Annotated in this window: 25 protein-coding genes and 4 tRNA genes; 12 read left to right on the top strand and 17 right to left on the bottom strand. The window is 63.4% G+C overall.

Going from position 1 to position 21,516, the window contains the following annotated elements; translation table 11 throughout:
• Positions 1-51: 51 nt before the first annotated feature.
• Positions 52-603 carry a transcription elongation factor GreB gene (gene greB, locus BTHE68_RS03385; protein WP_162065138.1) on the bottom strand — a complete coding sequence of 184 codons (552 nt, stop codon included), beginning with the start codon at positions 601-603 and terminating at the stop codon, positions 52-54.
• Between the two features lie 162 nt (positions 604-765).
• Here greB and BTHE68_RS03380 point away from each other — a divergent pair.
• Both BTHE68_RS03380 and BTHE68_RS03375 read left to right on the top strand, forming a co-directional pair.
• A tRNA-Arg gene (locus tag BTHE68_RS03380) sits at positions 766-842 on the top strand.
• 80 nt (positions 843-922) lie between these two features.
• Positions 923-999, top strand: a tRNA-Arg gene (locus BTHE68_RS03375).
• Positions 1,000-1,064: 65 nt separating this feature from the next.
• On the opposite strand, the gene BTHE68_RS03370 is transcribed toward BTHE68_RS03375, so the two are convergent.
• The 5 genes from BTHE68_RS03370 to BTHE68_RS03350 form a co-directional block, all read right to left on the bottom strand.
• Positions 1,065-1,553, bottom strand: a complete 489-nt coding sequence (locus tag BTHE68_RS03370) for a phage protein NinX family protein (protein WP_162065137.1) — start codon at positions 1,551-1,553, stop codon at positions 1,065-1,067.
• 62 nt (positions 1,554-1,615) lie between these two features.
• Positions 1,616-4,012 (bottom strand): RelA/SpoT family protein, encoded by a 2,397-nt coding sequence (locus BTHE68_RS03365; RefSeq protein WP_162065136.1) that lies wholly within the window; start codon positions 4,010-4,012, stop codon positions 1,616-1,618.
• Positions 4,013-4,082: 70 nt separating this feature from the next.
• Complete coding sequence (gene rpoZ / locus BTHE68_RS03360) at positions 4,083-4,286, bottom strand: DNA-directed RNA polymerase subunit omega (RefSeq protein WP_006999799.1); 204 nt, start codon at positions 4,284-4,286, stop codon at positions 4,083-4,085.
• Between the two features lie 69 nt (positions 4,287-4,355).
• Positions 4,356-5,030, bottom strand: a complete 675-nt coding sequence (gene gmk, locus BTHE68_RS03355; protein ID WP_162065135.1) for a guanylate kinase — start codon at positions 5,028-5,030, stop codon at positions 4,356-4,358.
• A 9-nt stretch (positions 5,031-5,039) separates the two neighbouring features.
• A complete protein-coding gene (locus tag BTHE68_RS03350; RefSeq protein WP_162065134.1) occupies positions 5,040-5,984 on the bottom strand; it encodes a YicC/YloC family endoribonuclease in 945 nt (314 codons plus the stop codon).
• A 252-nt stretch (positions 5,985-6,236) separates the two neighbouring features.
• On the opposite strand from BTHE68_RS03350, the gene rph reads away from it, so the two are divergent.
• The 5 genes from rph (at position 6,237) to BTHE68_RS03325 (ending at position 10,178) form a co-directional block, all read left to right on the top strand.
• Complete coding sequence (gene rph / locus BTHE68_RS03345; RefSeq protein ID WP_162065133.1) at positions 6,237-6,995, top strand: ribonuclease PH; 759 nt, start codon at positions 6,237-6,239, stop codon at positions 6,993-6,995.
• Entirely contained in the window at positions 6,988-7,605 is a 618-nt protein-coding gene (rdgB, locus tag BTHE68_RS03340; RefSeq protein WP_162065132.1) for an RdgB/HAM1 family non-canonical purine NTP pyrophosphatase, read from the top strand. Before rph ends, rdgB begins: the two co-directional genes overlap by 8 nt.
• Positions 7,602-8,825, top strand: a complete 1,224-nt coding sequence (gene hemW, locus BTHE68_RS03335) for a radical SAM family heme chaperone HemW (RefSeq protein WP_162065131.1) — start codon at positions 7,602-7,604, stop codon at positions 8,823-8,825. The genes rdgB and hemW overlap by 4 nt, the downstream gene beginning before the upstream one ends.
• An 11-nt stretch (positions 8,826-8,836) precedes the next feature.
• Positions 8,837-10,045: an MFS transporter gene (locus tag BTHE68_RS03330; protein ID WP_174258026.1), complete on the top strand. Its 1,209-nt coding sequence runs from the start codon at positions 8,837-8,839 to the stop codon at positions 10,043-10,045.
• A gap of 43 nt (positions 10,046-10,088) precedes the next feature.
• Positions 10,089-10,178 (top strand) — tRNA-Ser (locus tag BTHE68_RS03325).
• Between the two features lie 70 nt (positions 10,179-10,248).
• Here BTHE68_RS03325 and BTHE68_RS03320 read toward each other — a convergent pair.
• On the bottom strand, positions 10,249-10,461 hold the full coding sequence (locus tag BTHE68_RS03320) for a hypothetical protein (RefSeq protein ID WP_162065129.1): 213 nt from the start codon (positions 10,459-10,461) through the stop codon (positions 10,249-10,251).
• A gap of 179 nt (positions 10,462-10,640) precedes the next feature.
• Between BTHE68_RS03320 and BTHE68_RS03315 the strand changes: the two genes are divergently transcribed.
• On the top strand, positions 10,641-11,045 hold the full coding sequence (locus BTHE68_RS03315; protein ID WP_232077894.1) for a hypothetical protein: 405 nt from the start codon (positions 10,641-10,643) through the stop codon (positions 11,043-11,045).
• Between the two features lie 12 nt (positions 11,046-11,057).
• On the opposite strand, the gene BTHE68_RS03310 is transcribed toward BTHE68_RS03315, so the two are convergent.
• Together BTHE68_RS03310 and BTHE68_RS36560 are read right to left on the bottom strand one after the other, a co-directional pair.
• Positions 11,058-11,228 (bottom strand): hypothetical protein, encoded by a 171-nt coding sequence (locus tag BTHE68_RS03310; protein WP_162065128.1) that lies wholly within the window; start codon positions 11,226-11,228, stop codon positions 11,058-11,060.
• A gap of 81 nt (positions 11,229-11,309) precedes the next feature.
• Complete coding sequence (locus tag BTHE68_RS36560) at positions 11,310-11,468, bottom strand: hypothetical protein (RefSeq protein WP_174257983.1); 159 nt, start codon at positions 11,466-11,468, stop codon at positions 11,310-11,312.
• A gap of 140 nt (positions 11,469-11,608) precedes the next feature.
• Here BTHE68_RS36560 and BTHE68_RS03305 point away from each other — a divergent pair, with 140 nt between their 5' ends.
• Positions 11,609-12,088 carry a TonB family protein gene (locus tag BTHE68_RS03305; RefSeq protein ID WP_162065127.1) on the top strand — a complete coding sequence of 160 codons (480 nt, stop codon included), beginning with the start codon at positions 11,609-11,611 and terminating at the stop codon, positions 12,086-12,088.
• Positions 12,089-12,394: 306 nt separating this feature from the next.
• Positions 12,395-13,699, top strand: a complete 1,305-nt coding sequence (locus BTHE68_RS03300; protein ID WP_162065126.1) for an MFS transporter — start codon at positions 12,395-12,397, stop codon at positions 13,697-13,699.
• A gap of 3 nt (positions 13,700-13,702) precedes the next feature.
• On the opposite strand, the gene BTHE68_RS03295 is transcribed toward BTHE68_RS03300, so the two are convergent.
• A complete protein-coding gene (locus BTHE68_RS03295) occupies positions 13,703-14,890 on the bottom strand; it encodes an OpgC domain-containing protein (protein WP_162065125.1) in 1,188 nt (395 codons plus the stop codon).
• A gap of 257 nt (positions 14,891-15,147) precedes the next feature.
• Between BTHE68_RS03295 and BTHE68_RS03290 the strand changes: the two genes are divergently transcribed.
• Positions 15,148-15,327, top strand: coding sequence for a hypothetical protein (locus tag BTHE68_RS03290; protein ID WP_162066765.1), 180 nt, complete (start codon positions 15,148-15,150; stop codon positions 15,325-15,327).
• A gap of 397 nt (positions 15,328-15,724) precedes the next feature.
• Here the strand turns inward: BTHE68_RS03290 and minE are convergent, their stop codons facing one another.
• From minE to map, 5 genes are all read right to left on the bottom strand, one after another.
• Complete coding sequence (minE, locus tag BTHE68_RS03285; RefSeq protein ID WP_061126061.1) at positions 15,725-15,979, bottom strand: cell division topological specificity factor MinE; 255 nt, start codon at positions 15,977-15,979, stop codon at positions 15,725-15,727.
• Between the two features lie 9 nt (positions 15,980-15,988).
• Positions 15,989-16,804 carry a septum site-determining protein MinD gene (gene minD / locus BTHE68_RS03280; RefSeq protein WP_162065124.1) on the bottom strand — a complete coding sequence of 272 codons (816 nt, stop codon included), beginning with the start codon at positions 16,802-16,804 and terminating at the stop codon, positions 15,989-15,991.
• 88 nt (positions 16,805-16,892) lie between these two features.
• On the bottom strand, positions 16,893-17,678 hold the full coding sequence (minC, locus tag BTHE68_RS03275; RefSeq protein WP_162065123.1) for a septum site-determining protein MinC: 786 nt from the start codon (positions 17,676-17,678) through the stop codon (positions 16,893-16,895).
• Positions 17,679-17,832: 154 nt separating this feature from the next.
• A complete protein-coding gene (locus tag BTHE68_RS03270; protein WP_162065122.1) occupies positions 17,833-18,357 on the bottom strand; it encodes a GNAT family N-acetyltransferase in 525 nt (174 codons plus the stop codon).
• A gap of 170 nt (positions 18,358-18,527) precedes the next feature.
• On the bottom strand, positions 18,528-19,310 hold the full coding sequence (gene map, locus BTHE68_RS03265; RefSeq protein WP_162065121.1) for a type I methionyl aminopeptidase: 783 nt from the start codon (positions 19,308-19,310) through the stop codon (positions 18,528-18,530).
• Positions 19,311-19,589: 279 nt separating this feature from the next.
• Between map and BTHE68_RS03260 the strand changes: the two genes are divergently transcribed.
• Positions 19,590-19,919: a hypothetical protein gene (locus BTHE68_RS03260; protein ID WP_225936196.1), complete on the top strand. Its 330-nt coding sequence runs from the start codon at positions 19,590-19,592 to the stop codon at positions 19,917-19,919.
• Positions 19,920-20,023: 104 nt separating this feature from the next.
• Here the strand turns inward: BTHE68_RS03260 and BTHE68_RS03255 are convergent.
• Both BTHE68_RS03255 and serS read right to left on the bottom strand, forming a co-directional pair.
• Positions 20,024-20,114: transfer RNA gene (locus tag BTHE68_RS03255), tRNA-Ser, on the bottom strand.
• A 101-nt stretch (positions 20,115-20,215) separates the two neighbouring features.
• Positions 20,216-21,514, bottom strand: a complete 1,299-nt coding sequence (serS, locus tag BTHE68_RS03250; RefSeq protein WP_162065119.1) for a serine--tRNA ligase — start codon at positions 21,512-21,514, stop codon at positions 20,216-20,218.
• Positions 21,515-21,516 lie beyond the last annotated feature (2 nt).

Raw genomic sequence — 21,516 nt, 5'->3', positions numbered from 1 at the left:
GCTCTTTCGAGCGGCTTTTTTTCGTTCTTGCGACAGCGAATCAAAACCGGTTCACTGCAGATATCGCACGTCCAGGATATCGATCTGCTGCACGCCGGCCGGCGTGTGCAACGCGACCGTATCGCCGATCCTCGCCTTCAGGAGCGCCCGCGCGACCGGCGAGATCCAGCTCACGTAGCCGCGGTCGAGATCCACCTCGTCCACGCCGACGATCGTCACCGTTTTCACGTCGCCGTCCTCGCCCGCGTATTCCACCGTCGCGCCGAAGAACACCTGATCGACATTCTCCTGCCTGCTGCTGTCCACCACTTCCGCGAGATCGAGCCGCTTGGTCAGAAAACGGATGCGCCGGTCGATTTCGCGCAGCCGCCGCTTGCCGTAGATATAGTCGCCGTTCTCCGAGCGATCGCCGTTGGAGGCCGCCCACGAGACCAGCTTGACCACTTCCGGACGCTCGTTGTCGAGCAGCTGCAGGAGCTCGTCTCGCAGCCGCTGATGGCCGGCGGGCGTGATGTAATTCTTCGTGCCCGCCGGAACATCGGGATGGCCGAGTTCGAGGTCGTCGTCGGTGTCGTCCGACTCTTTGACAAATGCCTTGTTCATGGTGCGATACGCTGTCGATTTCCGGGAGTGAGCTGCTTTCGAAACAACAACTTACCACGCCTCGTGCCCTTCCCGCCGAGCGAATCGTCGAAGGAAAACCGATAATTTGGCCGAAACCCCTTCCTTTTCGGAACAGGCTTGGCTATAATTCCGCTTCTGCGTGCGGCTGTAGCTCAGTTGGATAGAGTACTTGGCTACGAACCAAGGGGTCGTGGGTTCGAATCCTGCCAGCCGCGCCACTTATTCTGATGTTTTCGCCCGCTGAAAGCATCAAGCGCTAACCATAGCGCAGTGAAGTACAAGCAGTACCGTTTTGCGTGCGGCTGTAGCTCAGTTGGATAGAGTACTTGGCTACGAACCAAGGGGTCGTGGGTTCGAATCCTGCCAGCCGCGCCATCTTTTGAAGGGCCTTCCATACGGAAGGCCCTTTTTGTTTGCCGCGCCGCTCACGCGCGCAGCGATCAACGCGGCGCCGAGCCGATATCGCCGATGTGCTTATCAGGCGATGGCACGTCTTCCACCGACGCCACCGCGCTCGACTCGCCGATCGCCTCCGCGCGCGCGCCGAGCAGCGATTGTGGACGGCGCAGAACTTCATCCTCGACCGCATCGCCGAACGCATGCCGCACGAACGCGCGCAGCAAGGCAATGCGCAGCGACGGTCCGCGCCCTTCGACCGGTTGCCCGTCCTTGCCGAAGGTGACGGTGCAGACCACCTCACCACGCCCGTGATCGTGCATCTCGAGCCGGCAGGCGCGCTCCAGCACGACCGACGCCGCTTCCCACGACGTCGACGGCAGGAAGCGCCCGTCCCACGGCCTGCCGCGGTCGTTGCCGCGTATCGAGAGCGTCTCGCCGCTATCGGTGAAGTGAATCTCGCGGATGAATTCGTGCAGCCCGCGCGCGACCCAATAGTCGAGCGTGGAGCCTTCGAGATCGGAAGTGTTCATTGCGGCGCTCTCTCCTGTTCGTCGAATGACGACAGGCATGCATGCCGCATACCCGCGCCGCGTCAGTAGTCGGCGCGCTCGCGGTCGATACGCATGCCGCCGTCCTGATTGCGGTGATGCGGTTCGTCGCTGGGACGCTCGCGCGCAATCCGCATCACGTCCGGATTGGTACGCACGCGGCGCATGACGTTCGCCAGATGCACGCGGTCGCTGACCTGGATCACGAAGCGCAGCATCTTCGCTTCCTGCGACACGTCCTCGTCCATCGCGATGTGCACGATGTTCGCGTCCGCCGACGTGATGTCGGCCGCGACACGCGCGAACACGCCCTTCGTGTTCTTCACGAGCACCTTGACGGCGACATCGAACAGACGCCCCGGCTGCGGCGCCCAGGCGACGTCGATCCAGCGGCCCGGATCGCGCCGGTGAATCCGTTGCGCGACGCGGCATTCGGTCGTGTGGATCGCCATGCCGAGCCCGATGCCGATGTAGCCCATGATGTCGTCGCCGGGAATCGGGCGGCAGCACGGCGACAATTGCACCGACATGCCTTCCGTGCCCGTGATGACGACAGGCGGCGCGGTATTGGTGTTGTGATGCTCGCGATGCGGATGATCTTCGTCGTCGGCGATGCCGTTCATCAGCACTTCGATGCGCTTGGCCATCACCGCCGCCACGCGCCGGCCGAGGCCGATGTCCGCGAAGATTTCCTGGCGCGTCTTGTTGCCGGTCCACTGCACGAGCCTTTCCCACACTTCCGGCGTGACGTCCGACAGCGCGAGGCCGTAGCCCTTGAGACTCTGATCGACGAGCCGCTCGCCCAACTGGACGGACTCGTTCAGGCGCATCGTCTTGAGATAGTGACGGATCGCCGAGCGGGCCTTGCCGGTGCGCACGAAGCCGAGCCACGCGGGATTCGGCTTCGAATACGGCGCGGTGATCACTTCGACGATATCGCCGCTCTTGAGCTCCGTGCGCAGCGGCAGGAGCTCGTTGTTGATCTTCACCGCGACGCACTGGTTGCCGAGGTCGCTGTGGATCGAATATGCGAAGTCGAGCGCGGTCGCGCCGCGCGGCAGCGGCATGATCTTCGACTTCGGCGTGAATACGTAGACCGCGTCCGGGAACAGGTCGATCTTGACGTGCTCGAGGAATTCGCTCGAATCGCCCGCTTCACTCTGGATGTCCAGCAGCGACTTGAGCCACTGATGCGCGCGCTTCTGCACGTCGTTCAGATCTGCGCCACCGTTCTTGTAGAGCCAGTGCGCCGCGACGCCCGCCTCGGCGATCTCGTGCATCTTGCGGGTGCGGATCTGGAACTCGATCGGCGCGCCGAACGGGCCAACCAGCGTGGTGTGCAGCGACTGATAGCCGTTCACCTTGGGAATGGCGATGTAATCCTTGAACTTGCCCGGTACCGGCTTGTAGAGCGCATGCAGCGCGCCGATGCACGTATAGCACTCGAGCGCGCTCTCGACGACCACGCGAAAGCCGTAGACATCGAGCACCTGCGAAAACGACAACTGCTTGTCGCGCATCTTCTTGTAGATGCTGTAGATCGTCTTCTCGCGGCCGGTAACTTCCGCGTTGATCTTCGCGTCCGCGATGGTGCGCTGCACCGCTTCGAGTATCTTGCCGACCACTTCACGCCGATTCCCGCGCGCGGCCTTCACGGCCTTCTCGAGCGTGGCGTAGCGGTTCGGATTGAAGTTCGCGAACGAAAGATCCTGCAGCTCGCGATAGGTATTGTTCAGACCGAGCCGATGCGCGATCGGCGCGTAGATGTCCAGCGTCTCGCGCGCCACGCGCCGGCGTTTTTCCGGCGGCACCGCGCCGAGCGTGCGCATGTTGTGCAGCCGGTCGGCGAGCTTGACGAGAATCACGCGCACGTCGCGCGCCATCGCGAGCAGCATCTTGCGGAAGTTCTCCGCCTGCGCTTCCTCGCGATTGCGGAATTCCATCTTGTCCAGCTTGGACAAGCCGTCGACCAGTTCCGCGACCTTCGCGCCGAAGCGCTCCGCGATCTCGGTCTTGGTGACGCCCTGATCTTCGATCACGTCGTGCAGCAGGGCCGCCATGATCGATTGCGCGTCGAGCTTCCAGCCCGCGCAGATTTCCGCGACCGCGACGGGATGCGTGATGTACGGCTCACCGCTCTGGCGATATTGCCCGAGGTGCGCTTCGTCGCTGAAGTGGAACGCCGCCTTGACTTCCTTGATCTCTTCCGGAGTGATGTAGCTCGCGAGCCCGTTGGTCAGTTTCGCGATGGAAACGACGTCGTGCTTGCGCGGCTGCTCCGGCGTGGCGGTCGGCCCGAACAGATGGCGGAAGGACTGTTCGAGGACCGCGTCGATGTACTTGCGCGCCGCATGCGGCTTGTCCGCATCGAGCATCGAATCCTGATCGATTTCGAGGTCCGGATCCACGGCGGCGGAGATGGGCAATGGTGTCTGACTCATCTTCGCCTCCGTGGTGGTGTGACGCGCGTGGTCGTCGGTTGGGGGAATTGAACGGGTAAAGCGGCTGCCCTTAGACGGGCACCTTCTTCAACATTTCGATGCCAACCTGGCCCGCGGCGATCTCGCGCAGCGCGACGACGGTCGGCTTGTCGCGGCTCTCGATCTTCGGCGTATGGCCTTGTGCGAGCTGACGCGCGCGATAGGTTGCCGCGAGCGCGAGCTCGAAGCGATTCGGGATTTGTTTCAGGCAGTCTTCGACAGTGATGCGGGCCATGTTTGCTTCCTTCTCAATATGGGTTTTATTCTACCTTATGTGACCGTACGACCCGGCCACTGCACTCCGTCAGACCTGCGGCGTCGAGTGAATGCCGAGGTCCACGAAAAGCTGCGTATTGCGGGCGTATTGCGACGTGAAGCGCAGGCGCGTCGCGGCGACGAGACAGCGCAGTTCGTTGAGCGCGCGATCGAAGTTCTCGTTGATCACGACATACTCCGCTTCCGACGCATGCGCCATCTCGCTACCCGCCGCGAGCAGACGTCGCACGATCACTTTTTCGGAATCCTGGCCGCGTTTCTTGAGGCGGTCTTCGAGCGCATCGAGCGACGGCGGCAGAATGAAAATCTCCACCGCGTTGCGGAACTGCTTCTTCACCTGCTGCGCGCCCTGCCAGTCGATTTCGAGCAGCACGTCGTGGCCCTGCTTCATCTGGTCCGCGATCCACAGCTTCGAGGTGGCGTAGTAGTTGCCGTGCACTTCGGCGCTTTCGAGAAACTCGCCCTTTTCGCGCCGCTCCATGAATTCGTCGACGGACACGAAGTGATACTGCACGCCGTTGGTTTCCTTCGAACGCGCTTCACGCGTCGTGTACGAAACCGACAGGAGAATGTCCTTGTCCTCGGCGAGCAGCGCGTTCACGAGCGTGGACTTGCCCGCGCCCGAAGGCGCGACCACCATGAACAGGTTGCCCGGATAGATGCCCGTGTAGTGGCTATGCGAGCGGTGCGTAGTGTTCGGCATGATGTTGCATTACTCCAGATTCTGTACTTGCTCGCGCATCTGTTCGATGAGCAGCTTGAGCGTCATCGATGCATCGGCGAGTTCCTTCGCGGCTGCCTTCGAGCCGAGCGTGTTCGCTTCGCGGTTGAGTTCCTGCATCATGAAGTCGAGCCGCTTGCCGACCTTGCCGCCCTTCTGCAATACGTGACGCGTTTCGGAGAGATGCGCGGTGAGGCGCTGCAATTCTTCCGCGATGTCGATGCGGATGCCGTACATCGTCACTTCCTGACGGATGCGTTCGGCGATCTCCTCGCGCGGCACGCTGGTGGCCGTCGCGCCTTCGGACGTCGCGATGCCGAGCGCGTCGTGCAGACGCTCGACGATCTTCTGCTGATGCTTCGCGATGAGTTCCGGCACGAGCGGCGTGATGCGCGCAACGATCGCTTCCATCTCCGTCACGTTCTCGATGAGCACGCGGCCGAGCGCCGCGCCTTCACGCGCGCGCACTTCGATGAGATCGGCAATGGCCTGCTTGCCGCATGCGAGCACGGCTTCGCGCAGCGTTTCCTGCGACACCGCGCTTTCCGCGAGCACGCCGGGCCAGCGCAGGATTTCGCCGGTACGCATGCGTTCGGAGTCGGGGAAGACGTCGAGCACGGCGCGCTCGAGCGTGGCGAGTTGCGTGAGCGCTTCGCGATTGAGCGCGCCCGCATTCGCCGTCTGCTCGACGCGATTCAGGTTGATGCGGATATCGACCTTGCCGCGCGAGAGCTTGTTCATCAGCATTTCGCGCAATTGCGGCTCGGTTGCGCGCACGTCTTCGGGCATGCGGAAATTCAGGTCGAGAAAGCGCGAATTCACCGTGCGCAATTCCACCGATACACCGACGCCCGAACCGCCCGCGCCATTGGGTCCGGCGCCATCCGCGACGACTTCGCGCGTCGCGCTGGCATAGCCTGTCATGCTGTAGATCATGGTACGTCTCGCGATTGAAACCTTCGTTGCGAAGGCCGTTTCGATACGAAGCGCCCGGCGCTCTCGAAGTGCGTTGGGAGTGGCACGCGTCTGGCCGCCGGGCGAGGAATCCGCATTATCCCATTTTTGACGGGAAGCCCGCCGATACGGCTTGCTCCGGCGCGTGCCATGCGCGCAACGCCGGCGGGTGATTGACGATAAAATCGCTCCATTCCGCGGGGTTTGCCCGTCCACTTCCAGTTTTCATCGTCCATGACCGACTCTCCCCTGCTCAAGTCTTCTCCCCCGCGCCCGAGCGGCCGCCGCGCGAATCAACTGCGCGAGGTGCGTATCACGCGCAATTACACGAAGCACGCGGAAGGCTCCGTGCTCGTCGAATTCGGCGATACCAAGGTGATCTGCACGGCGAGCGTCGCCGAGCGCGTGCCGGAATTCCTGCGCGGACGCGAGCAAGGCTGGCTCACCGCGGAATACGGCATGCTGCCGCGCGCGACGCACACGCGCAGCGACCGCGAAGCCGCGCGCGGCAAACAGACCGGCCGCACGCAGGAGATCCAGCGCCTGATCGGCCGCGCGCTGCGCTCGGTGTTCGATCTCAACGCGCTCGGCGCGCGCACGCTGCATATCGACTGCGACGTGATCCAGGCGGACGGCGGCACGCGCACGGCGAGCATCACGGGCGCATTCGTCGCCGCGCACGATGCAGTCGGCAAACTGCTCGCGGCGGGCAAGATCGCGAAGACGCCGGTGAAGGACTTCGTTGCGGCGATCTCGGTCGGCGTCTTCGAGGGCTCGCCCGTGCTCGATCTCGACTACGACGAAGACTCGCAATGCGACACCGACATGAACGTCGTGATGACGGGCGCGGGCGGCTTCGTCGAAGTGCAGGGCACGGCGGAAGGCGCGCCGTTTTCGCGCGAGGAGATGAACGAGCTGATCGCGCTCGCCGACAGCGGCATCAAGGCGCTGATTCTGAAGCAGAAGGAAGCGCTGGAGATCAAAGGTGTCTGAAGCAACGGAGCTGGGCCGTGTCGTGCTCGCGTCGAACAATGCGGGCAAGCTGCGCGAATTCGCGTCGCTGCTGGATGCGGCGGGCATCGAACTGATCGCGCAGGGCGAGCTCGGCGTGCCCGAAGCGCCCGAGCCGCACGCGACTTTCGTCGAGAACGCGCTGGCGAAGGCGCGGCACGCCTCGACGCTCACCGGCCTGGCCGCGCTCGCCGACGATTCCGGCCTGTGCGTGCGCGCGTTGAATGGCGCGCCGGGCGTGTATTCGGCGCGCTATGCGTCGATGAACGGCGGCGAAAAGAGCGACGCGGCCAACAATGCGCGCCTCGTCGCCGATCTCGCCGGTCAGGCCGACCGCCGTGCGTATTACTTCTGCGTGCTCGTGCTGGTGCGTCACGCGGACGATCCCGAGCCGCTCATCGCGGAAGGACGCTGGCACGGCGAAGTGATCGATGCGCCGCGCGGCGCAAACGGCTTCGGCTACGACCCGCACTTCTTCCTGCCGACGCTCAACGCGAGCGCCGCCGAGCTCGATCCCGCGCGCAAGAATGCGCTGAGTCATCGCGCGCTCGCGCTGCGTGATCTGCTGCAACGACTGAAGGAACTTGCGTGAGCGCCGGACCGAAGACCATCAACGTCGTGCAGGCGTTCACGTCGCCGGGCAGCATCCGGCTGACGTCGCTGCCGCCGCTCGCGCTGTACGTGCATTTCCCGTGGTGCGTGCGCAAGTGTCCGTACTGCGACTTCAACTCCCACGAATGGAAGGACGATTCGTTCCCCGAGGAACGTTATCTCGACGCCTTGCGCGCCGATCTCGAAAGCGCGTTGCCGCTCGTGTGGGGACGGCAGGTGCATACCATCTTCATCGGCGGCGGCACGCCGTCGCTGTTGTCGGCGAAAGGCCTCGACCGGCTTCTTTCCGATGCGCGCGCGTTGCTGCCCATCGACGCCGACGCCGAGATCACGCTCGAAGCCAACCCCGGCACGTTCGAGGCCGCGAAGTTCGCGTCGTTCCGCGCGAGCGGGGTGAACCGCTTGTCGATCGGCATTCAGAGCTTCAACGAAGCGCATCTGAAGGCACTCGGCCGCATTCACGATGCGACGCAGGCACGTAAAGCTGTCGAGATCGCCGCGAAACACTTCGACAACTTCAATCTCGATCTGATGTTCGCGCTGCCGCAGCAGTCGCTCGACGAGTGCAGACATGACATCGATACGGCAATTTCCTTCGCGCCGCCGCATCTGTCGCTGTATCACCTGACGATGGAGCCGAACACGGTCTTCGCCAAGTACCCGCCCGCCCTGCCCGACGACGACGCCTCTGCCGACATGCAGGACTGGATTCACGAGCGCACGCGCGATGCGGGCTACGCGCGCTATGAAGTGTCGGCGTATGCGAAGCCGCATCGCCAGAGCCGGCACAACCTCAATTACTGGCGTTTCGGCGATTACCTCGGCATCGGCGCGGGCGCGCATACGAAGCTGTCGTTTCCGTCGAAGATCCTGCGGCAGGCGCGCTTCAAGCATCCGGCGAGCTACATGGACCACGCGCTCTCACCCGCCGAAACCGCGATTCAGGAAGAACGCGAAGTCGGCCCGCGCGATCTGCCGTTCGAATTCATGCTGAATACGCTGCGGCTCGTCGAAGGCTTTCCGGTGCATTCGTTCATCGAGCGCACGGGGCTCGCGCTGTCGGCGATCGAGCCCGCGCTCGTCGAAGCGGAAAAGCGCGGCCTCATCACGCGCGACATCGAACGCATCGCGCCGACCGAGCTCGGGCAGCGCTTTCTCAACGATCTGCAGGAGCTGTTCTTGAAGGACCCGCAAAATTGAGCGCGCCGACGATGGCGCCGGACTCGGTGATGCGGCATCGCCCGTTTGCGCTATTCTGGACCGCGCGGGTGATGTCGTCAGTGGCGTTTCAGATGATGTCGGTCGCGATCGGATGGCAGGTCTATTCGATCACGCATAGCGCGTACGCGCTCGGTCTCGTCGGGCTCGCGCAGTTCGTGCCGATGTTCGTGCTGACGCTCGTCGTCGGGCACGTCGCGGATCGTTACGACAGGCGCACGATCGCGTATGTGTGCCAGTCGATCGAAGGCATCGCCGCGCTGGTGCTTTGTCTCGGCGCATGGCAGGGCTGGCACGATGTCGCGCCCATTTACGCGATCGCCGCCGTGACGGGCGCGGCGCGCGCGTTCGAATCGCCGTCGATGGCGGCGCTGCTGCCCAATCTCGTCGCGCGAAACCAGTTGCAGCATGCGAGCGCGTGGTCGACGTCCGCGAACCAGACCGCGCAGATTCTCGGCCCCGCGATGGGCGGCGTGCTCTACGGGCTCGGCGCGCTGACGGTGTACGGCGCGGTGACCGTCGCGTTTTTCGTCGCGGCGTGCGCGGTGGTCGGCATCAAAATCGATGAAGCCGTCCGCATGCGCGCGCCGTTGTCGTTCCGGGCGCTGTTTTCGGGCATCGGCTTCATTCGCAGCAAGCCGGTGATCCTCGGCGCGCTGTCGCTCGATCTCTTCGCGGTGCTGCTCGGCGGCGCGACCGCGCTCTTGCCTGTCTATGCGCGCGACATCCTGCACACGGGACCGTGGGGACTCGGGATTCTGCGCGCGGCGCCTGCCGCTGGCGCGCTCGCCGGATCGATCTGGCTTGCGCATTTTCCGTTGCGGCAGCGTGCTGGCACGGCGTTGTTCGGCGGCGTGATCGCATTCGGCATCGCAACGATCGTGTTCGGGCTGTCGCGCAATATCTATGTGTCGCTGGTCGCGCTCGCGGCGCTGGGGGCGTCGGATGTGATCAGCGTCGTCGTGCGGATGTCGCTCGTGCAGTTGCAGACGCCCGATGAGATGCGCGGACGCGTCGGGGCGATCAATTCGCTGTTCATCGGGACGTCGAATCAGCTCGGCGAGTTCGAATCGGGGATGACGGCGGGATTGTTCGGCGCGGTCCCGGCGGTGCTGATCGGCGGGATTGGCACGATCGTCGTCGCGCTTTTGTGGATGCGTCTTTTTCCCGCGCTGAGGGCGACAAAGTCGCTGGAAGGCTGAACTTCTGCCCGCCGATGAGTTGCGCTACAATACGCGCCTTGCTGGAGGTGTGGCCGAGCGGTTTAAGGCACCGGTCTTGAAAACCGGCGAAGGAGCGATCCTTCCGTGAGTTCGAATCTCACCGCCTCCGCCAGCCCTCCTATGCCCGCTTGTCCGTGGCGCGCACCGCGTCAGGGGTCAGAGAACGGCCGGCAACGCGCCGCCTATCGGTATTCGTCAACCTCGACGGTTCCATCGATCGCCTCCATCATGGCGCGAATGTCGTCGGGAACGTGACGGGTGATCAACGCGACGAACCCTAGCACCGAAATACCGCTGCCACTTTGCGCGCCACGGAATGCGCGAGAGAGTGCTCGGCACGAAGTTCTCTTTCTCACTTCGATATCCTGACAAATATCGTCGAGCAGCGACCACACGATACCGTTCCCCCGGAAATTCGGACAATACGCGTGTGCAACGCATCGCGAGCGACGTATCGTTCCCCTGCCTCCTTCCCGAGTTTCCCCATTCTCGTGTGTCGGAGGCCTTCAATGGGTAAGGTTGGACTTGGGCCTCGTTGCAATCGAGGCCATTTTTTCGTCCGTGGCCCAGTCGAATGCGCGTTTCGATGAAAATCGCTGTGAACACACCGGCCATCTCGCCATCTAACGGCCTCATCGATAACAAAAGCGGAGAATCGCCCATGAAGTCAGGCCGCATCCTGCCCTTCCTCTTCGGCTGCGTCGCCGCCGTAAGCCTGTCGGCACATGCCCAGCCTCAGTCCAACGCGCAATGGCGCGCGACCGAAGCGACCCTCTTCGACCTGATTCAGAACGGATATGGAATCGTCGCGGTGACGAGCGTCGCCGCGCGCAGTTCAGGTTTGCCCGAAGACACCTATGTGCTTCAGAAGACCAATAGCGTCTATCGCTGCGTGGAAACGCGCGCAGCCGAAACCGGCACGGTCCGGGCGACCGCGCCGATACGCTGCGCCGAACTCGTCAAACCTTATACCGACTGAGCTCGACCAACCTTAGTTGTCGTCGGATCTGACGGGCGGGCGGACGTGCGGAACCGGCTCCGCCCTCGCCGCGTCCTGCTTGGGCGCGGCACGTTTCGATTCGCTCTTCGAATGCGCGGCGGAAGCCGGCTGCTGTTGCCGCGCGGGCGCACCTGACGGCGCCGCATGTGACTTGCGTGACATGGCGTTCTCCCGAAAATAGACGGGGACATCCCCCTATTACCTTAGCACCGCCGCGCCCCCGCCGCTCGCGTGCGGCGGGACTCAGCCGACCGGCGCCTCGCCCTCGCCCGATTGCTTGCCCGGCCGGTCGTTCGGACCTTGCTTGCGGTTTTCATCGTCGCGCTCGGGCAGCTTGCTTTTCTCGTTGTCGCTATGCTCGACAGGCTGTTCGCCTTCCGGATGATTCGTCTCGTTGCTCATGGCTCCCTCCGTCGGTGTTTTTGAATGAAAGAATCGTGAGCAAGTGCCGCGCCCGAACGCGCGCGACCGCACGTTTTTCCCGCTTCAAGGTTTCCGCAACGACTACTATTGAAGTATCGCCATCTTCGTCGATGCCTGCGATGTCCGCGTCACGTTTCTGCTCCATTCTCATTGCGACCGTCGGCGCGCTCGCGATGAACGCCTGCACGATCACGCCGCCGCCGAGCGTCGTGGCCGCGCGCGCCGCCGCGCCCACCGTCGCCGGTCCTACGCTCGACGAATACAAGACGCGCATCGCCCAACGTATCTTCGAACGCAATCCGTCGCTCGTGCTCAAGGGCACGCCGCAGGCGATGCTGCGTTCGTTCGTGCTCGTCTCGTTCACGGTAGACCGCGGCGGGCGGCTCGTCGAATCGTCGGTGTATCGCACCAACGGCGATGACGAAGCCGAAGCCACTGCGCTCGCATCGCTGCGCCGCGCATCGCCGTTGCCCGCGCCGCCCGCGCGGCTCCTGAACGGCAATGGCCAACTCGAGCTTTTCGAAGGCTGGATGTTCAACGACAACGGCCAGTTCCAGCTGCAGACCTCCCATTCGCCCCAAGCCACGACCATCGATTGATTGGCGCTCGTCCGGCACGCTCGTTATAATTTTCGACACCCCTGCCGGACCCGCTTCCGGCGTGGCCTTCGCCCCGCGCTCACCCCGCGCGTCGCGCGAGAGGCCTCGTGCGCAGCCCGACTGCGCCGCGACATCGCGCGCTACTCCACGCGCCGTCGACTCCTGGCGTGCCCGCCATCGCATCGCAATCCCTACAAAAAGCTGACGCGCGCCGAGCGGCGACATCGCTCATCGTTTGAACCGCCCTTGCCCCGGCGATGCGCGCGACAATGCTTCGCATCAAAGCAACACGACAACGGAGACCCTATGTCCTCATCCTCGCTTTCCGCCGCCAAGCCCGGCGACGGATCCCAAAGCGCGTCTCGCGTGATTTTCGCGAGCTTCATCGGCACCGCGATCGAGTTCTACGACTTCTATGTCTACGCGACCGCCGCCGCGCTCGTCATCGGTCCGGTGTTCTTTCCGCACGACTCGCCCGCCGCGCAGGCGCTTTCCGCGTTCGTCACGTTCGGCATCGCGTTCTTCGCGCGCCCGATCGGCTCGTTTCTGTTCGGCCACTTCGGCGACCGCATCGGCCGCAAGTCGACGCTCGTCGCCTCGCTGCTGGTGATGGGCGTCTCGACGACACTCATCGGCTTCGTGCCGGGCTACGACTCGATCGGCGGCCTCGCGCCGATCCTGCTGTGCGTGCTGCGCTTCGGGCAAGGCATCGGGCTCGGCGGCGAATGGGGCGGCGCGGCGCTGCTCGCGACCGAGTATGCGCCGCAGGGCAAGCGCGGCCTGTTCGGCATGTTTCCGCAGCTCGGGCCGTCGATCGGCTTCCTCGCGTCGAACGGCCTCTTCTTCGGTCTCGCGCTCTCGCTCTCGGACGAGCAATTCCGTAGCTGGGGCTGGCGCGTGCCGTTCCTCGTGAGCGCGGTGCTCGTCGCGCTCGGCCTCTACGTGCGCCTGAAGATCGCGGAGACGCCGGCGTTCCGCACGGCCGTCGAACGGCACGAACGCGTGAAGGTGCCGATCGCGACGCTGCTCGGCAGCCATCTCGTGCCGACGCTGCTCGGCGCGTTCGCGATGGTCGTCTGCTACACGCTCTTCTATATCTCGACGGTATTCTCACTGTCCTACGGCGTCGCCAAGCTGCATTTCGCGCGCGAGACGTTCCTGGGCCTCCTGTGCTTCGCGGTGCTGTTCATGGCGATCGCCACGCCGATCTCCGCGATCGCAAGCGACCGCTTCGGCCGCAAACCCGTGCTGATGGTCGGCTGCGTGCTCGCGATTCTCTCCGGCTTCGCGATGGCCCCGCTCCTCGGCAGCGGCGACACGATCAAGGTCGCGCTGTTCCTCACCATCGAACTGTTTCTGATGGGCGTCACGTTCGCACCGATGGGCGCGCTGCTTCCCGAGCTTTTCCCGACCAACGTGCGCTATACGGGCGCGGGGGTCGCGTACAACCTCGGCGGGATTCTGGGAGCGTCGGTGGCGCCGTATATCGCGCTACTGCTTGCGAATCGCGGCGGCCTGACCTGGGTGGGCGGCTATGTGTCGGCGGCGGCGGCGGTGAGCCTCATCGCCGTGTTGTGCATGCGCGAGACGCGCAACATCACGCTGGAGTAGTTTTCAGCGCTCGCGCCGGCTGGCGGCGTGCACCGGCACCGGACGTCGTTCGATGACGGGCAGCCGCGGCGGCGTCTGGCGCTCCACGCCTTGGGCGCGCGCTGCTTTGGTGGCCTTGCGATTGGCCCAGAAGCGCGCGAGCCACAGCAGGCTCACGATAGCGATGCCGTCCGCGATGAGCCCCAGAATCCAGTGCGACGGATAGCGGCCGAGGCCGAGCACGCCCATCGCGCGCAGCGCCGAATCCAGCACGAGCGAAACACACGTTCCCGCGATGAAGCATACGAGCCCCTGCTGCCCGATCGTCACGATGCCCGGCAGCTTGCGCGCGAGCTTGCCGACCCATCCCGCATGGACACCGCGCGCGACGACCCAGGCGATCGCCGCGAAGCTGACGATGCGCAATGTCGCGAGATTCTGCTTCATGTATCCCGGGGGCGCCTGGGTTTCGAGGAAAAGCTTGTAGAACGCGAACGTGAGCGCGACGCCGATGGCGCCCGCGGTCAGCCAGCGCGCAATCCTGCCCGCGTGGAATTCGCCGCTGATCGGCTGGACGCGCGCCAGCACGCCGGTCATGAACATCAATTGCCAGGCGAACGGATTGAACGACCACGCCTCGCCGTACGTGCCCGGCAGGAAGCGCAGGAGCGGCATGGCGGCGAGCCACACGAGCAGGCTGCCGAACATCGCGACGACGGGCCTCTTCTGCGCGAGCGGCACGATCACCGGCACGGCGAGCGCGAACACGGAATACATCGGCAGCACGGCGGACAGATAAGGCTGCTGACGCAGCATTGCGATATCGACGGCAAGGCCGAACGGCCGCTCGAGGAAATTCGGCCACTCGGTGTACTGGACCATCGGCGTGTCGACCTTCAGGGCCATCAGAAGCGCGCCGCCGATCAGCATCAGGAACGCCGTGAACAGATAGGCGCGATAGATTTCCCAACTGCGTTTGAAAAAGCGTCGGCGGGCGGCTGAATCGCTACGGCGAGTCGCAAGCGCCGTAAAAGCCGCCGCCGACGCATAACCTCCGAGAAACACGAATACTTCGGCGGAATCGCAGAACGCGTATTGATGCAGCGTAAAGCGCGAAAGCACACTTCCCGTTATGTGGTCGACCGCGATAATGAGCAGCACGATTCCTCGAAAGAAATCGACTTCGAGAGAACGTGTCGTCGGGGAAGTCATCTACGAATGCTCCACGAGCCTGCGGTTCGGCGCGCTGCCGGGCTGGCTCGCGCACATACGGGGTTTGTACCTAGTCTAGAAAGAAAATTCCGCGAATCAACGAGTATTTAAATTAACACTCGATGGCAGTCGGCAAGCTGGCGGCAAAATGGCTTTTTTGTCCGCTTTCCAGTAAATATGCCACTGCCTATACTCGAAACAAGTTCGACAAAACCACACGCGGAAACTTATGCCGCGAACTGGAAAAGGAGGCCGCCATGCGTATTCATCTGGACAGTGCGCATCTGGTCGCGATCGTGGCCATCGCGCTTTTGACGGCTTTGCTGCTCGCCGTGAAATTCCGTCCTGCGACATGGCGAGGCGTTCTGTTCGAAGCGGTCATCGCGAACGTCGGCGCGATCCTGGCGGTGCTCACGTTCGAGATGCTGACCGCCTGAAGACTGTTGCCCGGCTTCACACAGCGAACCTACAAAAAATTTTCAAAGTGGTTGAACTTTCCCTGGAACGGGCACTCTGAGCAGGTAATGCGGTTCGTGAGGCTGGTGGTCGAAGCCGGACGAACGGCTCTCTTCTCCTCTCCGCTCCTGCTTCTGGCGGGAGCGTTTCTTGGGCGCCCGGCGAAAGCCTCGCGCCTGTTCTTTTTTCTGACGTCCCCACTGCCTTTGCCGGCGCATCGATCCGATGCGAGTAGCACCCGCGCGTCGCCCGAACTGCGCGCGCAAACGATAGCGCGCAAAAGAAAAAGCCAGAATCGCCCGATCCTGGCTTCTGCATGTTCTCCACGGCATGCGCCCGATGCTGACCGGACGCAACGCCGTGCGCTGACGCTTGTTGTTACGCCTGCGGAATCTCGATCTTCACTTCGAGCACTTCAAGGTCGTCCTGACGTTCGAGGCTGACTCGAATATCGTCATCGGAAATCTTCACGTACTTCGAAATCACGGCAACAAGTTCCCGTTGCAACGCCGGCAGATAATCGGCGGCGGCTCTGCCACCCGCGCGCTCGTGCGCAATGATCAACTGCAAGCGTTCCTTCGCGACCGAAGCGGACTTTCTTTTCTCGCCCAGCAAAAACGAAAGAATCGACATTGCGTCCCCTTACTTGGTGCCGAAGATGCGTTGCAGCAGACCTGGCTTCTGATAATCGGTGAAGCGCAGCGCCTTTTCTTCCCCGAGGAAGCGCGACACCACGTCCTTGTACGATTCGGCGACATCCGTGCCGTCCAGATGCACCGCAGGCAGACCCTGATTCGATGCATGCAGCACCGCTTCCGATTCCGGAATCACGCCGATCAGATCGATGCGCAGGATTTCCTGGATGTCCGAGAGCGACAGCATCTCGCCCTCGCTCACCCGCTTCGGGTTGTAGCGCGTGATGAGCAGATGCTCCTTCACCGGCTCCTTGCCTTCGACCGCGCGCTTGGTCTTCGACGACAGAATGCCGAGAATGCGATCCGAGTCGCGCACGGACGACACTTCAGGATTCGTCACGATGAGCGCTTCGTCGGCGAAGTGCATCGCCATCAACGCGCCGGATTCGATACCCGCCGGCGAGTCGCAGATGATGTACTCGAAGTCCATCTTGATCAGTTCGTTGATGACCTTCTCGACGCCTTCGAGCGTGAGCGCATCTTTATCGCGCGTCTGCGATGCCGGCAGGATGAAGAGGTTCTCGCACTTCTTGTCCTTGATGAGCGCCTGATGCAGGTTCGCTTCGCCCTGAATGACGTTGATGAGGTCGTACACCACGCGGCGTTCGCAACCCATGATGAGGTCGAGATTGCGCAGACCGACGTCGAAGTCGATCACGGCCGTCTTGTGGCCGCGCAATGCGAGCGCCGATGCGAAGCTCGCGCTGGTGGTCGTCTTGCCGACGCCGCCCTTCCCCGAAGTCACCACAATGATTTTTGCCATACAAGTACCTTGTGTTCGTCAATAGGTCCGCTCGCGGTGCTGCCGAGCGCGCGCCGGGGGCATCGGGCGCGCGAGTCGATCCGACCCGTCAGGTCAGCCGCAGCGGTTCGATCATGAGTTTTTCTTCGTTCAGCCAGATCTGCACTGGCTTACTGAGCACGTCGGCCGGCAGCGGGTTCTCGGTCGTTCGATAGATGCCCGCGATGGAGATGAGTTCCGGCTCGAGACACGTGCAGAAGATCCGCGCGTCGAGATTGCCGTGCACGCCCGCGAGCGCGCGGCCACGCAACGGCGCATAGATATGGATATTGCCTTCCGCGATCACCTCGGCCCCATACGACACGAGACCGAGCACGATGAGATCGCCCTTCGCGTAGACCTGCTGGCCCGAGCGCAGCGGCCGGTCGATGATGGTCGCGGGCGCGGGCAGCGCCGCGGGCGCGGGCGCCTTCGCAACGGCCGCTTCGATCACGGCGGCGGCTTCGGTGTTCGGCTTCGCTTCGTCGACGGAAGGCTTCGGCGCGCCGCGCCGGTCGCGCGCTTCGAGGACCGGCAGGCCGCCTTCGTTCGCCCATTGGATCGCCCACGTCTGCGCGGGCAGCGCGACGATGCCTATCGGCCGCATACGCACGCTCTTCAGCAAGGTCTCGAGTTCCGCGAGCGACACGCGCTCACCCTCGCCGCCCTTCGCGGCATCAGCCAGACGGCGCACGTCGATGGCGACGACGTCGCCCGCGAAGAATTCGGGAGTCGCTTCGAAGCGCCGCGTGAGTTCGGTACGCAGGGCGTCGAGGTCGGGAGTCTTGACGACGAAGAGAAGCGTGTCGACGGAGCCGCTGCGCAGTTCAAAGAAGGGCGTTTTGTTGAGCGACATAGGAACGGCCAAAAATTTTGCGTATTTTACAGGCGTTGTCGCACACGGCCATAATTTTTAGGACCGATTTCGGCGATCGGAAACGAGGAACGTGTGCCGCGCGTACGCACGGGATGCGCGCGGGAAGCGAGGACGGAACTCGAAGTAACGTGCGTCAGACGTGATATTCGGAGTGCATGTGGCGCACGTAGAGCGACTCGGCTTCCTGCTCGTGCGAAGGCATTGCGCGGCGATCGCCGGTAGGGCCGAAATGAAGGCGCTCGTAGAAGCGCATTGCGGTGCGGTTTTCCTCGGAGATCCACGCATGCACTTCAGCGGCGCCCTGCTCCGCGAGCCATTGTGATGCGGCGTTCACGAGCAGCTCGCCGCCGCGCAGATGCCGCACCGCGGGCGCGACCCACAGCGCGCTCACGAACGCGCGCGCGTTCGGCGCCTCTTCGATATAGGCGTGCACGAGACCGCAGGGATGACCTTCCGTGTAGAGCAGAAACGTCGCGAGCCGGGGGGAATTCGCGTGCAGCTCGGCGGTTGCGTCGAACGACGACGGCTCGACGAGCAGCGCATCTTCCAGCGTCTCGCCGAATGCATACGGCGCTTCGCGCAGCGATGCCGTGCGAAGCTCACGCAGCACGAAACCTTGTTGCGCGGCGATGCGGCTGACGGTCAATGAGGGACTCATGCGGGCTATTTCTCTCTGGCTTTCAGGCTCATGCGCGTGCGGCTCTGTCGGCCGGTCCGGCGCGTGGACCACTCATATAGCTTCAACCGAACGGGCGTACCCGTCAATTCATAAATCCGGGAAAGTGCTTTACAGCGCACACGACGCGGCCCAAAGCGGCGAATGCGCGCTCATGGCGCCACATAACTGCCCGTGCCGTCGGGCCACGGCGTGAGCAACTCGAAGCCTTCATCGGTGACGGCGACCATGTGCTCCCATTGCGCGGAAAGCGAGCGGTCCTTGGTCGTCACGGTCCAGCCGTCGCGCGATTGCTGCGTGGCCGCGCGGCCCGCGTTGATCATCGGTTCGATGGTGAACACGAGGCCGGGCTTCAGACGCAGGCCCGCGCCGCGCTGACCGTAGTGCAGCACTTGCGGGTCTTCGTGATACACGCGGCCGATGCCGTGGCCGCAGTATTCGCGCACCACGGAGAAGCCTTCGCGATGCGCGATGCTCATGATAGCTGCGCCGACATCGCCGAGCGTCGCGCCCGGGCGTACTTCGCGGATGCCCGCGATCATGGCTTCGTAGGTCGTTTCGGTGAGGCGGCGCGCTTCGGCGCTCGGCGTGCCGGCGTAATACATGCGGCTCGTGTCGCCGTAGTAGCCGTCCTTGATGATCGCGACATCGATGTTGATGATGTCGCCGTCCTTCAGTTCTTTCGGCCCGGGAATGCCGTGGCACACGACATGATTCACCGAGGTGCAGACCGTCTTCGGAAAACCCATGTAGCCGACGTTGGCGGGAATGGCCTTCAGTTCGTCGACGATGAAGCGATTGCAGATGGCGTCGAGTTCATCCGTAGTGACGCCCGGACGGACGTGTTCGGCGATCATCGCGAGGACTTGGGCGGCCATGCGGCCGGAGATGCGCAACTTTTCGATGTCGGCGGGTGTCTTGAGCGTGATGGCCATTGAGCAATGCGAATGGGTTCGTGCCGGATGCGTGCTGCCCGCGCGTGCGCTTTCGCCGGTGTTTCAGGCAGGCCGCACGCGAGGACAATGGGGCCGATGATAGCACTCCCGAGCGGCGTCGCCGCTTGGAGAGCCGCTTGGGCGCTGCATTTCGACGCTTCGTGTGCACTCTACCGAACGCGAAGCGAACGTCGCTCGCCCTTGTGATGAAAGCGTGTTTGTGTTTTAGTGGCGCGAATTCGAACTTGCCGGAACGCTATGACCTTGCATCGATTTGCCTTGATTTCCGCTGTACTTTCGAGCGCCGCCGCCCTCGTCGCCTGCAGTTCGACGAGCGATCCCGAGCTGCGCGCGTCGAAGCCCGTGATCCACGTTTCGTCGGCGCGGCCTGCGTCGGATATATCGAGTTGTCTGCAACGCATGATTCCGTCCGCGCAGACGAGGCGCGCTCAAGGGACGACCGAATTGCTGGTCGGATCGAACGCGTGGCTCGTGACGCTCACGCCTTCGGCGTATGGATCGATCGTGAAGGTACAGCAGTCGTCGAGCGACGATGGCGGTGTGCCGGAGCCGGAACTGCGCTTCGATATCGCGCGTTGTACGACTTGAAGTTGTCGCTCCGCTTCATCGAAGCGGAGCCGCGACTTGAAGCCGAAACTCGAAGCCCAAAAGCAAAACCCCGCAGTCTTGCGACATGCGGGGTTTCAGTATTTTGGCGGAGAGGGTGGGATTCGAACCCACGGTACGGGAAAACCGTACGCCTGATTTCGAGTCAGGTACATTCGACCACTCTGCCACCTCTCCGTCTACCCTCTCGGGTCTTCGTGAACTGGTCGTTGCTCAACGAAGAACGAAAGTATATCGAACCCTTTCGTGCTTTCCAAGCCCCTTTTTGAAAATAAACGTCACACTGCTGCGGAAACTTCGATTCTTTCCACTCCTCGCATATACGGACGCAACACGGCCGGAATCGTCACCGAGCCGTCCGCATTCTGGAAGTTCTCCAGCACCGCGACGAGCGTACGGCCGACCGCCAGTCCCGAACCGTTCAGCGTATGCACGAATTCCGGCTTGCCCTGCGCATTGCGGAAGCGCGCCTGCATGCGGCGCGCCTGGAACGCCTCGGTGTTCGAGCAGCTCGAAATCTCGCGATACGTGTTCTGCGCCGGCAGCCACACTTCGAGATCGAACGTCTTCGCCGCCGAAAAGCCCATGTCGCCCGTGCACAGCGTGATCACGCGATACGGCAGTTCCAGCTTCTGCAGAATCGTCTCCGCCTGGCCCACCATCTCGTCGAGCGCGGCATAGGAATGTTCCGGCGACACGACCTGCACCATCTCGACCTTGTCGAATTGATGCTGGCGGATCAGGCCGCGCGTATCGCGCCCGTACGAGCCCGCTTCCGAGCGGAAGCACGGCGAATGCGCGGTGAGCTTGACCGGCAGCGCATCGGCTTCGAGGATGCTGTCGCGCACGGTATTCGTGAGCGAAATCTCCGATGTCGAAATGAGGTACTGCGTGACCGTGTTCTCGTCGCCGCCCTTCTCGACGCGGAACATGTCGTCGGCGAACTTGGGCAACTGGCCCGTGCCGTAGAGAATCTCCGGATTCACGATGTACGGCGTGTACGCCTCGGTATAACCGTGCTGTTCCGTGTGCGTGTCGATCATGAACTGCGCGAGCGCGCGATGCAGCCGCGCGATCTGTCCGCGCAGCAGCGTGAAGCGCGCGCCCGAGAGCTTCGCGCCGGTTTCGAAGTCGAGGCCGAGCGGCGCGCCGACATCGACGTGATCGCGGACTTCGAAGTCGAACGCGCGCGGCGTGCCCCAGCGCCGCACTTCGATGTTCTGCGTCTCGTCGTTGCCGACCGGCACGCTTTCGTGCGGCAGGTTCGGCACCGTCAGCATCAGATCGGACAGACGCTTCTGCACATCGTCCAGCTTCGCCGCCGATTCCTTCATCGTGTCGCCGATGCCGCCCACTTCCGCCATCACCGCCGACGTGTCCTCGCCGCGCCCCTTCATCGCGCCGATCTGTTTCGACAGGCTGTTGCGGCGCGCCTGCAGTTCTTCGGTGCGGGTCTGGATCTCGCGGCGCTCGGTTTCGAGCGCGGCAAAGGCGGCGACGTCGAGCGCGTAGCCTCGATCGGCGAGGCGCTTCGCAACGCCGTCCAGGTCTTTGCGGAGGGTTTGGATGTCGAGCATGG

This window comes from Burkholderia sp. THE68 (genome assembly GCF_009938265.1).
Taxonomy (GTDB): Bacteria; Pseudomonadota; Gammaproteobacteria; order Burkholderiales; family Burkholderiaceae; genus Caballeronia.
This window is presented reverse-complemented; position numbering and strand designations above follow the sequence as displayed.

Bases quoted from the DNA above. Each gene is read 5' to 3' on its own strand.
- BTHE68_RS03310 (WP_162065128.1), bottom strand. From the start codon at position 11,228: ATGTCACGCAAGTCACATGCGGCGCCGTCAGGTGCGCCCGCGCGGCAA.
- BTHE68_RS03305 (WP_162065127.1), top strand. From the start codon at position 11,609: ATGTCCGCGTCACGTTTCTGCTCCATTCTCATTGCGACCGTCGGCGCG.
- rph (WP_162065133.1), top strand. From the start codon at position 6,237: ATGACCGACTCTCCCCTGCTCAAGTCTTCTCCCCCGCGCCCGAGCGGC.
- BTHE68_RS03370 (WP_162065137.1), bottom strand. From the start codon at position 1,553: ATGAACACTTCCGATCTCGAAGGCTCCACGCTCGACTATTGGGTCGCG.
- greB (WP_162065138.1), bottom strand. From the start codon at position 603: ATGAACAAGGCATTTGTCAAAGAGTCGGACGACACCGACGACGACCTC.
- rpoZ (WP_006999799.1), bottom strand. From the start codon at position 4,286: ATGGCCCGCATCACTGTCGAAGACTGCCTGAAACAAATCCCGAATCGC.
- BTHE68_RS03270 (WP_162065122.1), bottom strand. From the start codon at position 18,357: ATGAGTCCCTCATTGACCGTCAGCCGCATCGCCGCGCAACAAGGTTTC.
- BTHE68_RS03290 (WP_162066765.1), top strand. From the start codon at position 15,148: ATGCGTATTCATCTGGACAGTGCGCATCTGGTCGCGATCGTGGCCATC.
- BTHE68_RS36560 (WP_174257983.1), bottom strand. From the start codon at position 11,468: ATGAGCAACGAGACGAATCATCCGGAAGGCGAACAGCCTGTCGAGCAT.
- gmk (WP_162065135.1), bottom strand. From the start codon at position 5,030: ATGCCGAACACTACGCACCGCTCGCATAGCCACTACACGGGCATCTAT.
- BTHE68_RS03295 (WP_162065125.1), bottom strand. From the start codon at position 14,890: ATGACTTCCCCGACGACACGTTCTCTCGAAGTCGATTTCTTTCGAGGA.
- BTHE68_RS03315 (WP_232077894.1), top strand. From the start codon at position 10,641: ATGCGCGTTTCGATGAAAATCGCTGTGAACACACCGGCCATCTCGCCA.
- BTHE68_RS03330 (WP_174258026.1), top strand. From the start codon at position 8,837: ATGGCGCCGGACTCGGTGATGCGGCATCGCCCGTTTGCGCTATTCTGG.
- minC (WP_162065123.1), bottom strand. From the start codon at position 17,678: ATGTCGCTCAACAAAACGCCCTTCTTTGAACTGCGCAGCGGCTCCGTC.
- BTHE68_RS03350 (WP_162065134.1), bottom strand. From the start codon at position 5,984: ATGATCTACAGCATGACAGGCTATGCCAGCGCGACGCGCGAAGTCGTC.
- serS (WP_162065119.1), bottom strand. From the start codon at position 21,514: ATGCTCGACATCCAAACCCTCCGCAAAGACCTGGACGGCGTTGCGAAG.
- minE (WP_061126061.1), bottom strand. From the start codon at position 15,979: ATGTCGATTCTTTCGTTTTTGCTGGGCGAGAAAAGAAAGTCCGCTTCG.
- BTHE68_RS03300 (WP_162065126.1), top strand. From the start codon at position 12,395: ATGTCCTCATCCTCGCTTTCCGCCGCCAAGCCCGGCGACGGATCCCAA.
- BTHE68_RS03365 (WP_162065136.1), bottom strand. From the start codon at position 4,012: ATGAGTCAGACACCATTGCCCATCTCCGCCGCCGTGGATCCGGACCTC.
- map (WP_162065121.1), bottom strand. From the start codon at position 19,310: ATGGCCATCACGCTCAAGACACCCGCCGACATCGAAAAGTTGCGCATC.
- minD (WP_162065124.1), bottom strand. From the start codon at position 16,804: ATGGCAAAAATCATTGTGGTGACTTCGGGGAAGGGCGGCGTCGGCAAG.